Origin of the sequence: Pseudomonas sp. FSL W5-0203 (assembly GCF_001896155.1) — a bacterium.
GTDB classification, from domain to species: Bacteria; Pseudomonadota; Gammaproteobacteria; order Pseudomonadales; family Pseudomonadaceae; genus Aquipseudomonas; species Aquipseudomonas paracarnis.
The window spans coordinates 17,408-29,312 of sequence record NZ_MPOR01000001.1 but is presented as its reverse complement, the minus strand read 5'-3'; the positions used below and the strand labels follow the sequence as shown (position 1 = coordinate 29,312).

General features: G+C 61.3%; 14 protein-coding genes. 3 read left to right on the top strand and 11 right to left on the bottom strand.

All coding sequences use genetic code 11. The features are described from left to right. Positions 1 to 4 precede the first annotated feature (4 nt). On the bottom strand, positions 5 to 487 hold the full coding sequence (locus tag BOP96_RS00160) for a type II toxin-antitoxin system MqsA family antitoxin (RefSeq protein ID WP_014717023.1): 483 nt from the start codon (positions 485 to 487) through the stop codon (positions 5 to 7). After that, on the bottom strand, positions 484 to 795 hold the full coding sequence (locus tag BOP96_RS00155; protein WP_014717024.1) for a type II toxin-antitoxin system MqsR family toxin: 312 nt from the start codon (positions 793 to 795) through the stop codon (positions 484 to 486). The genes BOP96_RS00160 and BOP96_RS00155 overlap by 4 nt, the downstream gene beginning before the upstream one ends. Positions 796 to 954: 159 nt before the next feature. Here BOP96_RS00155 and BOP96_RS00150 point away from each other — a divergent pair, with 159 nt between their 5' ends. Further along, positions 955 to 1,614 carry a FadR/GntR family transcriptional regulator gene (locus BOP96_RS00150; RefSeq protein ID WP_014717025.1) on the top strand — a complete coding sequence of 220 codons (660 nt, stop codon included), beginning with the start codon at positions 955 to 957 and terminating at the stop codon, positions 1,612 to 1,614. Beyond that, on the top strand, positions 1,604 to 2,869 hold the full coding sequence (locus BOP96_RS00145) for a CynX/NimT family MFS transporter (RefSeq protein ID WP_014717026.1): 1,266 nt from the start codon (positions 1,604 to 1,606) through the stop codon (positions 2,867 to 2,869). The genes BOP96_RS00150 and BOP96_RS00145 overlap by 11 nt, the downstream gene beginning before the upstream one ends. Here BOP96_RS00145 and BOP96_RS00140 read toward each other — a convergent pair. The 9 genes from BOP96_RS00140 to BOP96_RS00105 form a co-directional block, all read right to left on the bottom strand. Continuing rightward, complete coding sequence (locus BOP96_RS00140; RefSeq protein WP_020301231.1) at positions 2,866 to 3,507, bottom strand: DUF1120 domain-containing protein; 642 nt, start codon at positions 3,505 to 3,507, stop codon at positions 2,866 to 2,868. The two genes, BOP96_RS00145 and BOP96_RS00140, sit on opposite strands and share 4 nt — an antisense overlap. A gap of 11 nt (positions 3,508 to 3,518) precedes the next feature. Then, positions 3,519 to 4,658 carry a DUF1120 domain-containing protein gene (locus BOP96_RS00135; protein ID WP_371914249.1) on the bottom strand — a complete coding sequence of 380 codons (1,140 nt, stop codon included), beginning with the start codon at positions 4,656 to 4,658 and terminating at the stop codon, positions 3,519 to 3,521. A gap of 11 nt (positions 4,659 to 4,669) precedes the next feature. Continuing rightward, positions 4,670 to 7,105, bottom strand: coding sequence for a fimbria/pilus outer membrane usher protein (locus tag BOP96_RS00130; protein WP_238346827.1), 2,436 nt, complete (start codon positions 7,103 to 7,105; stop codon positions 4,670 to 4,672). 119 nt (positions 7,106 to 7,224) lie between these two features. Beyond that, a complete protein-coding gene (locus BOP96_RS00125) occupies positions 7,225 to 7,929 on the bottom strand; it encodes a fimbria/pilus chaperone family protein (protein WP_014717030.1) in 705 nt (234 codons plus the stop codon). Positions 7,930 to 7,957: 28 nt separating this feature from the next. Continuing rightward, positions 7,958 to 8,641, bottom strand: coding sequence for a DUF1120 domain-containing protein (locus BOP96_RS00120; protein ID WP_019817635.1), 684 nt, complete (start codon positions 8,639 to 8,641; stop codon positions 7,958 to 7,960). 3 nt (positions 8,642 to 8,644) lie between these two features. After that, positions 8,645 to 9,265: a DUF1120 domain-containing protein gene (locus BOP96_RS00115; RefSeq protein ID WP_014717032.1), complete on the bottom strand. Its 621-nt coding sequence runs from the start codon at positions 9,263 to 9,265 to the stop codon at positions 8,645 to 8,647. A 12-nt stretch (positions 9,266 to 9,277) separates the two neighbouring features. Next, on the bottom strand, positions 9,278 to 9,892 hold the full coding sequence (locus tag BOP96_RS00110) for a DUF1120 domain-containing protein (protein WP_014717033.1): 615 nt from the start codon (positions 9,890 to 9,892) through the stop codon (positions 9,278 to 9,280). A gap of 45 nt (positions 9,893 to 9,937) precedes the next feature. Further along, positions 9,938 to 10,060, bottom strand: a complete 123-nt coding sequence (locus tag BOP96_RS30345) for a hypothetical protein (RefSeq protein ID WP_256203223.1) — start codon at positions 10,058 to 10,060, stop codon at positions 9,938 to 9,940. 13 nt (positions 10,061 to 10,073) lie between these two features. Then, a complete protein-coding gene (locus BOP96_RS00105; protein ID WP_019817638.1) occupies positions 10,074 to 10,694 on the bottom strand; it encodes a DUF1120 domain-containing protein in 621 nt (206 codons plus the stop codon). A 389-nt stretch (positions 10,695 to 11,083) separates the two neighbouring features. Here BOP96_RS00105 and BOP96_RS00100 point away from each other — a divergent pair, with 389 nt between their 5' ends. Next, entirely contained in the window at positions 11,084 to 11,902 is an 819-nt protein-coding gene (locus BOP96_RS00100; protein ID WP_014717035.1) for a response regulator, read from the top strand. The last annotated feature ends 3 nt before the right edge of the window (positions 11,903 to 11,905 follow it).

Sequence of the window (11,905 nt, the reverse complement as noted above, 5' to 3'; positions counted from 1 at the left end):
TCAGTCAGGGCGTCGTCGCGATCTCGTGTTCTTTGTGGGTTGTATGCGTGGTGTTACGCATATCAGCACCCTCACTCAAGGTTTTTGCATCAACGAGCAGATGCGGGTGGCGATCAAGCAAGCGCATAAGCACGACGAGGGATTTTGGCGCCAGCAGCTCACCGCGTTCGTAACGTGAAAGTGCGTTATGTCCGCCGCCGGAAAGCAGTTGCACAGTGTCCTTTTGTGAAAGATGCAATTTGCGACGAATGCGCTTTATCTCGTTACCGATCATTCGTCTGAAGCTGTAGACCATCTCATCACAGTGATCTGAATAGCGGTCCGCGTCTTCAGGGTCAAAGATCACCTCACCACAACTTTGGCACTCCCAGCCTGAAAGGTTGTCGATTCGGCGGTGCAAGCCTTTGACTTCCGATGTTTCGCTGCGACCCGAAAAATGTCGCATTCCGTCATGCTGGCCGCAGCTGAAGCACTGTTCTGTTTTCATAGGTTACTCTCCTTGAAGGAGATCACCGGAGGTTTACCGTCCGTGCGGTACGTCACCTTGATGTAGATCTCCAGGCCATGTGAGTGAATGTGATAAACGTCTTGCCAGACGCAATGGTCGCCATAACTTGTCATGGATTTAAACAGCATCTTGCCCGTTAGCTTGTAAACAACCTCCTGCATTTGCGTGTTGCTCAGATCGAGCTTTTCCCCGCAGTTGCGTGCTGTTTTGGTAAAAGCTTGTTTTCCAAGCCGCCTGACATCCGCCTTGATCAGGGCCAAATCGTAATGAGGTGTGTACTTTTCCATAAGACACCTGAGTCCAATAATTACCCTCTAAGGGTAATTTTACCAATCGAAAATACTGCTCCTTTTCCTGCCTAAGAACCCTAGTGCGTTGCCTTTGTAGGCAACTCCGAATAGCCTGTAGGGAAATTCATCCTATGATTGGACGAAAGCGCTAAACCCATGACAGACATCGCCCCGCTGATCAAACGCTCCCTGGTCGACCAGGCCCTGGAGCAACTGCGCCTGCGCATCTCCCAAGGCGTATGGGCCATCGGCGAGCGCCTGCCCACTGAGCCCGAACTGTCCGCCGAGCTCGGTATCAGCCGTAACACCGTGCGCGAGGCCATGCGGGTATTGGCCTTCTCTGGCTTGATCGACATTCGCCAGGGCGATGGTAGTTACCTGCGCTCGATGACCGACCCGCTGGGCACAATGCGGGCGCTGTCTCATTGCACGCTGGAGCAGGCGCAGGAGACGCGCCAGATTCTGGAAGTGGAGGCCATCGGCCTGGCTGCGTTGCGTCGTACCGAAGCGGACCTTACGGCATTGCGCAAGGCGCTCGACCTCAGCGCCGGGCGTTATCACGGTGACCTGGAGGCCTATATCAGTGCCGACCTGATCTTCCACCAGCACTTGGTGGATGCGGCGCACAACCCGGCCTTGAGCGAGCTGTACCACTACTTCTCCGCCATTGTCGGCGCGCAGCTGCGCCAGACCCTGAACCGCTCACCGCGACGCCAGGCGGTGTTCGACCTGCATGGAGCGCTACTCGATGCGGTGGAACAACAAGACCCGGACCGCGCCAAATCCCTCTGCCGGCAGTTGATCAATGAACCCTGAAGCCCCACGCAAGACCGAACTCGAAGAACTGTTGATCGACGCCGAAGCTGACGACGACAGCGTGCAGCAGGCGCAGCCGAGCGTGGTTCGGCCATGGCTGCTGTTGCTGGGCCTGGTGTTGGTGGCCTTGAACCTGCGCCCGGCCTTGTCGAGCCTGTCGCCGTTGCTGGCAGAGGTTTCGAGCAGTTTGGGCTTGTCCGCCGCCAAGGCCGGTTTACTGACCACCTTGCCGGTGCTGTGCCTGGGCCTGTTTGCACCTACCGCGCCGATGCTGGCCCGGCGTTTCGGCGCCGAGCGCGTGGTGCTCGGCATCCTGCTGACCCTGGCCGCGGGGATCATCCTGCGCAGTTCGTTCGGTGAGGTGGGGTTGTTCCTCGGTAGCCTGGTTGCAGGTGCCAGCATTGGCATCATCGGCGTGTTGCTGCCGGGTATCGTCAAGCGCGATTTCGCCAGCCAGGCCGGCGCCATGACCGGTGTCTACACCATGGCGTTGTGCTTGGGCGCCGCCATGGCGGCCGGTGCCTCGGTGCCACTGAGCCACGCCTTTGGCGACAGTTGGAAGATCGGCCTGGGCTTCTGGATCCTGCCGGCCCTGGTGGCGGCCCTGGTCTGGTTGCCCCAGGTTGGGCAGAAGCACGGAGCCCATCGTGTGGCCTATCGTGTGAAGGGTTTATTGCGCGATCCGCTGGCCTGGCAGGTCACCCTGTACATGGGCCTGCAGTCGTCACTGGCCTACATCGTGTTCGGCTGGCTGCCGTCGATCCTGATCGGCCGCGGCCTGAGCGCGACCGAAGCCGGGTTGGCGCTGTCGGGCTCGATTATCGTGCAACTGCTCAGCTCCCTGGCCGCGCCGTGGCTGGCGACGCGGGGCAAGGACCAGCGCCTGGCGATCGTGGTGGTGATGCTGTTGACGCTCGGCGGCTTGTTCGGGTGCCTGTACGCGCCGCTGGATGGCCTGTGGGGTTGGGCGATTGTGCTGGGCCTGGGGCAGGGCGGGACGTTCAGCCTGGCGCTGACCCTGATCGTGTTGCGTTCACGCGATTCCCATGTGGCGGCCAACCTGTCGAGCATGGCCCAAGGCATTGGCTACACCCTGGCCTCCCTCGGCCCTTTCGCGGTCGGCCTGGTACATGACTGGACCGGCGGCTGGACGGCTATCGGCTGGATCTTCGCCGTGATCGGCCTGGGCGCTATCGTCGCGGGCCTCGGCGCCGGCCGTGCGCGCTATGTGCAAGTCACCAGCGAGAAAGTCTAGAGATACACCACTTCCAGCGTGGCCGAGCCATCGAGCGGTGTTTCTACGCTCAAGTCCAGATTCTTGCGCGCATTGATCACGGTCTGCACCGTCACCATGCCTCCCAGGATACCGATCGCCGTGGGCCCGCTGACGCTGCCCTCGACGTCCGTGAAGCCCAGGTAGCTCCTGGAGCCGATGTCGATGGGGTTGAGGTTGGAGGTTCGCCACGCCAGGCCACCGGTGGTGGATTCAGTGCCGTAGATCTGTGCGGTGTTGCTGGCCTGCGTCTGCCGAGGGTCGAAGGTCATGGAGTAGACTCCCAGGCGGTTACCGCTGTTATCGAACCCCAACCCGTAGTAAATCTCGCTGTTGACCATGGCCGAGCCGTCGCGGTTGTCAGCCATGCGCAAGGCATAGCGCACGGGGCCGTTGCAGGCAATGCCGATGTGCAGGTTCTTGACAGGCAGGCGCGTGGCGGTCTCCAGGTTCAGATCTTGTTGGGCAATCTTGCCGTAGTCGATCAGGCCGCCGCTGGAGAGTTGTGGCAAGCAGGCGGCGGGAATGATCAGGCCCTGGACGCTCAGGTCAACCGTGGAGGCCGCCAGTGCCTGGGCGCTGCCGCATAAAAGCAGGCTGCAAAGAAGGTGTCTTTTCATGATGCGAACTCCTACAAGTAGACAATTTCGAGAGTGCCGGACCCATTGATGCGCACGACATCACGCAGATCCAGGCTTTGCATGGGCGCCAGATACGTCTTGATGCGCATCGTGCCGGTCAGTGTCTGGATGGACACCGGCCCGGTGGTGACACCTGTCTTGTCGGTAAAACCCAGCAGGCTGTTGGCCGCCATGGGGATCTGCCGGGCGGTGGAACTGCTCCACGCCACGCCATTGCTGGTGGAGTCGGTGCGGTACAAGGTGGGAAAGCTATCGGCGCTGAATTCCCCCGGGTCGATGGTCAAATAAAAACGCCCGATTTTGTTACGGCTGGCGTCCAAGTCCAGTCCATAGGCCGTTTCATCAGTGCCGCCGGTGGCCGAACCGTCGCGGTTGTCTTTCATGCGCAGGCCAAAGCGGATCGGCGCGTCGCAGCTCACGTTCAGGCGCAGCGTACGAGTGGGCAGGGGTGTTTCGTTGGTGGCGCTGAGGTCCTTGGCGTACAACGTGCCATAGTCGACCACGCCGTGGTCCGACAGTGTCGGCAGGCAAGCAACGGGCGCAAAGTGCGCGCGCAGCGTCAGTTCCCGGTAGCGGCCGTGGCTTGCGCCGTACAGCATTCCAGAGACTTCCCAGGTAGTTGCGTCTCTGGCTTGTATTGCCGCCACACCGGCCCAGGCGCGTAGCGTCAGTTGCAACGAAAGGGTTTTGCCCATGAGTACGGCACCTTGTTCAATCGGTGCGATGCCGTGCCCGGGGCGCCACTCCAGTACCGTTGCACTCATCACGGGGGGCTGGCCGGCAGCGGTCAGCAAGCCCAATTCAACGGCGCGACCGTCGAGCACGGCATTGCCGACCTCGATGGCATAGCTGCCGTGTTCGGTAAATTGCAGGCGCTGCGGGGTGGCAGCCAGCGCACGATAGAAGAGGCTGAGGTCTTCGGCCTGGGGGCAGTTGACGTTCACGCTCAGGCGGCGCTCACCGAGCAAGCGTTCCGGCGCGCCGTCGTGTTGCGCAAGACGGTTCATCAGACCGAAATCAACCTGAGCTTCGCTGACGTTCAGTTGGCATTCTTCCAAGGCTTGGGCCGTGCCGGCGATGCCGAGCAGTAGCCACATACAGAGTGAGCGCATACAGGTTGCAAGGGGCATGACAGAAATCCTCAAGGTACGCGGCAACGTGCGGGAGCCGATTCGAAGTACACCGACGGGTCGGCTTTGGCTGCCAGTTGGTAGTGCAACTGGCAACGGCCTCCCTGGGGTGTGGTTATCCACAGCGTCGTTTGATCCAGTACGTTGGGCAGAAAGACCTGGCTGCCGTCCTGCACCAAGGTCACAAACTCACCACTGGCACTGCTGACAGAGGCGCCCGCAGGCAGCGGCGAGCCGTCGTCGTGACTGACGGTGAGCAACACACGGCGGGTCAAACCGACGCCGAACTCGACCCTGTCCACCGCGCCGCGTCCGGCCGAGATCATTGCCAGGCCGTTGTTGATATCGGCATTGCGCGGCAGCGAGCGGGTCTGGACTTCCACCGGGCTGCGCCCGTACGCGGCCACTTGCGGCACCACGGCCTGGCCTTGCCAATCGGTCCAGACCGGCCCGCTGGGGGTACTGAGCTTGATGCCGCTCATGTCGCCGACGGACACCAGGGCAAAGGTGTCGCGCACCGGGTAGGGGGAAAGGGTCACGCCGCCACCGTGCATCACCACTGCGCCGCGGGCCCCCCCTTGATAACTGGAGCGCTCGGCATCGGAGCGGCTGTAGCTGAAGTCGAGCTGGCTGTAGCGTGGCAACGCCGAGATGCCGACGGTGGTTTCCACCTGATGATCGCTGCTGTCATGTTCGGCGCTGACCCGGTAGCTGAGCTGGTCGTCGATCTGTTCGGTCACGCCCATGCCGGTGCGGTTTTCGCCGCCGGAGTTGCGTACCCAACTGCGCAGTCGGCGACTCTCGCCCAGCGGCACACTGATGTTGAGGTAAACCGCGTTATCTTGTTGCTGGCTGCCGCCCATTTGCCATTCGGCGCTGGCTGACAAAGACACCGCGCCAATACTGGTGCCCCAGGATGCCAATGCGCGGCTGCTGCTGTCGCCGGCGAAGTTGGATGAGCGCGAAACCCCGGCGCTGAATGCACCCAGTATTGGGTGCGACCACCCCAGGTTGAGGCTTTGCTGGTCGCGGTAGCGTGAAGCGCGATTGCGGTCGTCGCGCTCGTAGGTGCTCTCTTCGAGTTCGCGGTAGCCGGGGCTGCGCCAGGAATTGGCGGCGCTGAATGACCACTGTTCGTTGAGGCGCTGGGACCAGGAAAGATCGGTTTGCACACCGGAGACTTTTTCACGCGCCTGGGTGTTGGACACTTGCGTGGACAGTTGGACCTGACTGTCCAGCCAGGGCATCCAGCCCAGGCTGGCGCCCACCGAGCGGTATTCGTTGGCCGCCAGCACGCCGCTGCCCAGGGTCACTTGAGGATGCAGGGTGCCTGTCCAGCCGGCACTGACCACCCAAGGATCATCCCCTTTGGCGTCGCCGACATTACGTACCCGGCCCGCCGCCACGGAGTAACCTGGCGCTGGCAACCCGAGACCCAGCATGGCCGCCGGCACAGTGAAGCGTCGCTCACCGCCGACACTTTCCTTGACCGTGACCTCCACATCCGAGCGCGTGTTCAACCGGCGCACATCGGTCAGGGCAAAGGGGCCGGCAGGCACCACGGTGGAGTGAATCAACGCACCGTTCTGCCGCACTTCGACCTGTGCGGGACTGTTGGCGATACCTTGGATCAGCGCACCCTGGCCCTGCTCCTGAAGGGCGTGTTCGGTGAGCACTTGCACCCCGGTGATCTGTGCGCCGGACAGCACCGGGTTATACAGATTGATCTGCCCGGCCTGAAGCACTGCCTGATGGCTGGCGAAGGTGCGTTGAGCATAGGCTTCCAAGTGGGTGCTGCGTGACAGGCCATCCTGCCAGGTCTGCACCTGGCGACTGCGCACGATCCAGTCGCCGGCATTGAAACCCACCTCGGTATTGGCCGAGCCGAACCGGCTGGCGTCATCGCCGAAGCGGTTGTAGAAGCCGCTGAGGTCGTAATTGAGTAGCCCGGCAAATCCGCCGGTTTCGTAGCCGGAAATATCCTGCCGCACCGGGCGCAGCGCTTCGGTGGGCACCACCAGGGATACCGTCAGTGTCGCCGGATCCGGCTCCACCAGGCTTTGCGGATATTGCCCAAGGAAGTCCTGGCAACCTTCGGTTTCACTGGGCAACTGCAGGTTGGCGGCGTCCAGCAAGGCCCGGTCAAAGCACAGGTTGCCCTGCTGATCAAAACTGACATCATGCCGGCCGCGTCGCTCGCCGTTGACCCGCAGGTGGACGGTATGTCGCCCGGCGGCGAAGCGCGGTGCGGCCAGCAACAGGCTGGCCAGCTGTGGGTCAATGCCACGTTGATGCAAGGTCTGGGTGTCGAAGCCGGCCGGGCTCGAATCATCGGCCCAGGCCTTGGTCGACAGCACTGCGCACAGCAGCAGCGCCAACGGCAACGGCGGTCGGGCAAGGATGGCGGGCACGGCTTCGCCGTCACGGTAACTCAATACTGTTATCACGCAAGGTACTCTTGTAGTGAACACTCAGGCCGTGTGCGCCCGGCGTTCTGGTGACGGTCGATATGCCGTCACTTCGTTATCCAGGCGTCGGTCGATGGTGCGACGCCTGTGGTTTTCCGTCAGAGGGTGATCGGTGCGTCGTAGGCCTTGACCGCAAAGCCATACACCGTGGCCGGCTGCAGCCTGACTGTGCTGGCCTGGCCACCGCTGGCCGGTACGCTGATGGCTTCGCCCGGCAGCACGTAGGTGCGCGGCAGCATGGCTTTGCCGTTACCTGGCAACAGCAGCAGCTCCTGCGCCAGGCGCACCACATAGGGCGTGTCATTGCGCACCTGCAACTGGCCGTCGCGCAGGGTCCAGGTCAGGTCGGTCCACGGTGTGCGGTTCGGCGCCAGGCCCTTGGGGTGCACGATTACCGGCAGGTTCTGGCGCACAGTCACGCCCACGCGGGCATGCCCGGCGGCAGTGGCGGCGCGACCTTGCGGCATGCCTTCGAACACGGCGCGTTTGAGTCGCTGAGTGAGCAGCGGCTGCTGGTTCTGCAGGATGAACCGCACCAGCTGGGATTTGGACGCCTCAACCCGTGACAACGGCGGTGTCACCACCAGCAGCGGCTCGGTGTCTTCTGGAATATCCAGCAAGGTCACATGCAGCAGCGCGAGCTGGCTGTCGGTGTTGGTCACCGACACGGCGGCTTCGCCCTCGGCTTCGTGCACGATCACCACGGAGGTGTCGGGTACCATGCCATCGGCTTTTACTGGATTACCCAGCACCAGTAGCAGGGCCAGGGCGCCGACGGCGGTGTTTGAGCGTGTCATGGTCATGACGGTTTTCCATTAGGCGATAGTTGGGTCAGAGGTAGCGCAAATCCAGGACGATGGAGCCGTCCAGAGGGACTTCCTGGTCCAGTGTCAGGTACTGCGAAAAGTTGATGGCCGTGTCCACCTGCAGCCTGACCAGCAACTGGCTGATGAACTCGGGCTGACGGTCACCGGGCGGCGCGAAGGCCATGTAGGAGCGTGGATAGGCATTGGGGTCTTGTGACCAGGTCTCGCCGCTGTTGATGGAGGCCAGTACCTGCAGCGGCTGTGAGTCGCCCAGGGCGTCGCGATAGGACAACGCTACGGAACCGAGACGCTCCTCAGGGGCGTGTATGTTTCTTCCCAGCCCATAGAAGTAGTCGGGCGCCAGTGACGACTCGGCACGATTGTCGATGCCCACCAGTGCAAACAGCATGGGCCGGGCGCACAGCACGTGCAGATCAAGCATCTGGCTGGGCAGCACGGTGAACTCGTCGACGTTGAGGCTGTGGGACGGGATCTTGCCGTGATCGACAATGCCCTCGTCCGTCAGCTCGATATGACAGGCGTCCGGTGTGACCCGGCCGGTTACCGTGAGGTCGACGAACGAGCCCGCGTGTGCCTGTAACGCGATGAGCAGGCACAGTACGGCGGCACAGAGACGGGCGGGTGCAGCCAACACAGGCATCGGCAGGCGCAGCCCATGCCTGTCAATGTTCAAGGGATGGGCCGCCATGGGTTAAAGGTACTTCACTTCAAGGGTGGCGGAGCCGTCGATGGTGACCTCATTGCTCAGGTCCAGGCCATCGGCGCGATTAATGATGGTTTGCACTTCCAGGTCGAGGCTCAGGTCCTTGACCGCCAGTGGCTGGGTGTCGTCATCCATCGCGGCGACTGACATGTACAGGCCTGGGTCCCAGAACTTTTCCCTGTACCAGGTATTACCTTGGTCGCCCGACGCAATCGGCTGCACCACGACGCCACCTTCGGCAACCGGATTGGCGAACGTCAGGATGTACCCGCCAAGCACCTGGGTCTCATTGATAAATCCAAGACCGTAACGTATCGAGCTGCCGGACGCTGCGCGGTTATCGATCGAGTGCAGAGCAAACTGGATCGGCGCGTCGCAATTGACCACCATGCTCAGTGTGTTGTTGCCGATGACCGTATTTTTGTCCGGGTTCAGGTCCTTGGCGGAAATCTTGCCGTGGTCGATCACGCCACCACCGGACAGGCTCGGTGTACAGGCACTGGGCACGATCAGGCCTTTGACGGTCAGGTCAACGGTGGACGCGGCGAAGGTGGCGGCCGAGTTGAGCAGCAACAGGCTGGCGGCCAGGGTGGTCAAGCGGGTTTTCATGGTGCGGGCTCCTTAGAGGTAATTGACTTGCACAGTGGCGTGACCGTCGATGGGGACTTCGTCGGTAAGCGTCAGGTCGTTGGCGGGTGCAATGTGGGTGATCAGGCGTATCTCGGCGTCCAGTTCCTGGATCGCAATGGGGGTCACGTCGTCGCTGTTGGCGACCGCCGTCAGCAAGGTGTGACTGAGCATCACGGAGGGCATCCAGGTCGTGCCGCCATCCCTTGAAGTGATGGTGCGCACCGATACGTTGTCGGCCACCGGGTTATAGAGGCCAAGCCCGGCGTCGCCGACTTTTTCATCGTTGGCCGTGGTGCCCAGGCCGTGCCAGCTGAAGTGGCTGGCAGCCGTACCCGGGCGGTTATCGATGGTGTTGAGGGTAAAAAAAGTCGGCCCGTCGCAACGCACGCTCAAGAGCATGGTTTCCCTAGGCAAATCGGTATAGGTGTGGGTATTGAGGTCTTTGACCGACACCTTGCCGAAGTCGACAATGCCACCGCCGGAGACCACCGGGGCGCAGGCGCTGGGGGTGATGACGCCTTGGACCAGCAACTCGGTGTTGCTGTTGGCGAATGCTGGCGGGCAGAGCAGCAACACGCCTGTCAGGCTGAACGTGAGTACCTTCATGGTCGAATGGATCTCCTGGGGGTGGTTTGAATCTTCTAGAGGGAGTTACAGATACAAGCGTTCTGCAGTGCCCGGGCCTGGACGCTTATCCACAGCGCTGGCGGCCAATAGGCGGGCGCTCGCCGCCAGCGACAGGACGCTGCCGAGTAGGGCTAGGCAGAGCTTCATCGAAGAAGCCCCCTTACAGATAGTTGACTTCGAAGGTCGCGGAACCGTCCATTGCCACCTCGCTGTCCAGTGTCAGCGTATTGGTAGGCGCAATGGCGCCACGTACGGAGATGTCCATGACCACGTCCTGAAGTGGTTGCGGGGCCCAACCGCTATCACTGCGACCGCCAAAACCTACCAATGTGTTGGGGGTGACCCCGTCATCCGGGTAAAGCACAGTCCATGTCGGGCTCCAGGGGTACTGGATCAATGCTGTGGAGGGCGTTTCAGAGGTATGACTGAGCAGCGACAGCTCAAACCCACCGAGCTTCTCGTTTTCATCGGTCAAGCCCAGGCCAAAGGTGCCGATGGTTGACGAGCCGGCCCGATTGTCGACGGTGCGGATGGCGAACAGCGTCGCCGCATCGCAGTTGACGCTCAGTTTCAGTGTCCGATGCTCAAGCCAGGTATGGCTGTCGGGGCTCAGATCCTTTGCTGCGATTTTTCCGTAATCAATGTCGCCTGGCAGGTTGGGGGTGCAGGCGCTGGGGGTGATCACCCCTTTGACGGTCAGGTCCACGCTGCTGGCAGCGAACGCAGACGAAGTCATTGCCAGCAGCAGGGCGCTGCTCAGCAGAGATATACGGATCTTCATTTCAATTTTTTCCATTGCAGGCTGGCAGATGGAGGCGCGTGCAGGGCAGCGTCCGACCCGACATGGACGGGCGGTTTGCCGAGTGGCGCTCTCGATTTTTTCGCGGCTGCCGAGTGGCAAACCGTCCCTCTTTTGGGGTGGGCCCAATTTAGCCAGGGGGTGGCGCGTTGGAAATACAACTAATACGACATTGGCCTGATGCGCGGCGGCCATGAGCCGGTGGATTTTTTCGTAGTTGTTGTATCGGCTTTTAATTGCTCAAAAGGTTATTTGTTTCAGGTCGATAACATTCAAATGGATGTGGCGATCGTTGCTGCCGAATAGGCCTTTTTGGCTATTGCACCAGTGCGGCGGATTGTCGCCGGATCAATAGTCACGAAGAGGTACTGATGGGTTCGCTTTCAGGTTCAACCGCAGGAGCGAGCCAGACACTCAAGCCGCCTGTTGCCGTACCGCGTCATTGGCAACAGTTGAATATCCTGGTCGTAGAGGATCACTCCGCCTACCGCCTGTTGTTGGGATGGCTGTTACAGAAGCTGGGGCTGGGGCACGAGTTGGTCGCCGACGGGTTCATGGGCCTGGTCGCGTTCACCAGCCGGCCCTTTGACTTGGTGATCAGCGATTGCCAGATGCCGTTCATGGATGGCTACAGTATGGTCCGTGCCATTCGCCAGCATGAGCGCGACCACGGTTTGAAACGGGTACCGATCATTGCCTTGACCGCCAACCTGCAGAACGACAGCCCTCAGCGATGTCTTGACGCCGGAATGGATGCCTGGCTGCTCAAACCGCTGACCCTGGAACAACTGCATGCCCTGTTGGTGCGCTGGTTGCCAGGCGGTGATGCTGGCCAACCCGACCGGCAGGACACATTGCCGTGCGCCGTTTGGCCAACACGTGCCACGCTGGTTGCGACGTTTGGCAGCGACCTGATTGTTGACTCGCTGCTCGAAAGCCTGTTGATCGAAGCATGGGAGGACCACCGTGTCTTGCGTCATGCCTGCGCGACACTGAATGCGTCACTGGCTGCGGAGCGCCTCCATCGCTTGGTTGGCAGCCTGGTGTTTTTGGGGAGTTGCGACCTTGAAATCACCGCTACACAGTTGATCAAGCAAGTGCAGACCGATGGAGTTGCAGCACACAGCAGGGATTTGGACGTGTTCCAGACACGCTTGTGTGTCTGTCTTGAGTACCTGTCCAGCATTTGAGGC

Excerpts from the sequence above, each read along its gene's own strand:
- BOP96_RS00160 (WP_014717023.1), bottom strand. The coding sequence starts at position 487 with ATGAAAACAGAACAGTGCTTCAGCTGCGGCCAGCATGACGGAATGCGA.
- BOP96_RS00155 (WP_014717024.1), bottom strand. The coding sequence starts at position 795 with ATGGAAAAGTACACACCTCATTACGATTTGGCCCTGATCAAGGCGGAT.
- BOP96_RS00150 (WP_014717025.1), top strand. The coding sequence starts at position 955 with ATGACAGACATCGCCCCGCTGATCAAACGCTCCCTGGTCGACCAGGCC.
- BOP96_RS00145 (WP_014717026.1), top strand. The coding sequence starts at position 1,604 with ATGAACCCTGAAGCCCCACGCAAGACCGAACTCGAAGAACTGTTGATC.
- BOP96_RS00140 (WP_020301231.1), bottom strand. The coding sequence starts at position 3,507 with ATGAAAAGACACCTTCTTTGCAGCCTGCTTTTATGCGGCAGCGCCCAG.
- BOP96_RS00135 (WP_371914249.1), bottom strand. The coding sequence starts at position 4,658 with ATGCCCCTTGCAACCTGTATGCGCTCACTCTGTATGTGGCTACTGCTC.
- BOP96_RS00125 (WP_014717030.1), bottom strand. The coding sequence starts at position 7,929 with ATGACCATGACACGCTCAAACACCGCCGTCGGCGCCCTGGCCCTGCTA.
- BOP96_RS00120 (WP_019817635.1), bottom strand. The coding sequence starts at position 8,641 with ATGGCGGCCCATCCCTTGAACATTGACAGGCATGGGCTGCGCCTGCCG.
- BOP96_RS00115 (WP_014717032.1), bottom strand. The coding sequence starts at position 9,265 with ATGAAAACCCGCTTGACCACCCTGGCCGCCAGCCTGTTGCTGCTCAAC.
- BOP96_RS00110 (WP_014717033.1), bottom strand. The coding sequence starts at position 9,892 with ATGAAGGTACTCACGTTCAGCCTGACAGGCGTGTTGCTGCTCTGCCCG.
- BOP96_RS30345 (WP_256203223.1), bottom strand. The coding sequence starts at position 10,060 with ATGAAGCTCTGCCTAGCCCTACTCGGCAGCGTCCTGTCGCTGGCGGCG.
- BOP96_RS00105 (WP_019817638.1), bottom strand. The coding sequence starts at position 10,694 with ATGAAGATCCGTATATCTCTGCTGAGCAGCGCCCTGCTGCTGGCAATG.
- BOP96_RS00100 (WP_014717035.1), top strand. The coding sequence starts at position 11,084 with ATGGGTTCGCTTTCAGGTTCAACCGCAGGAGCGAGCCAGACACTCAAG.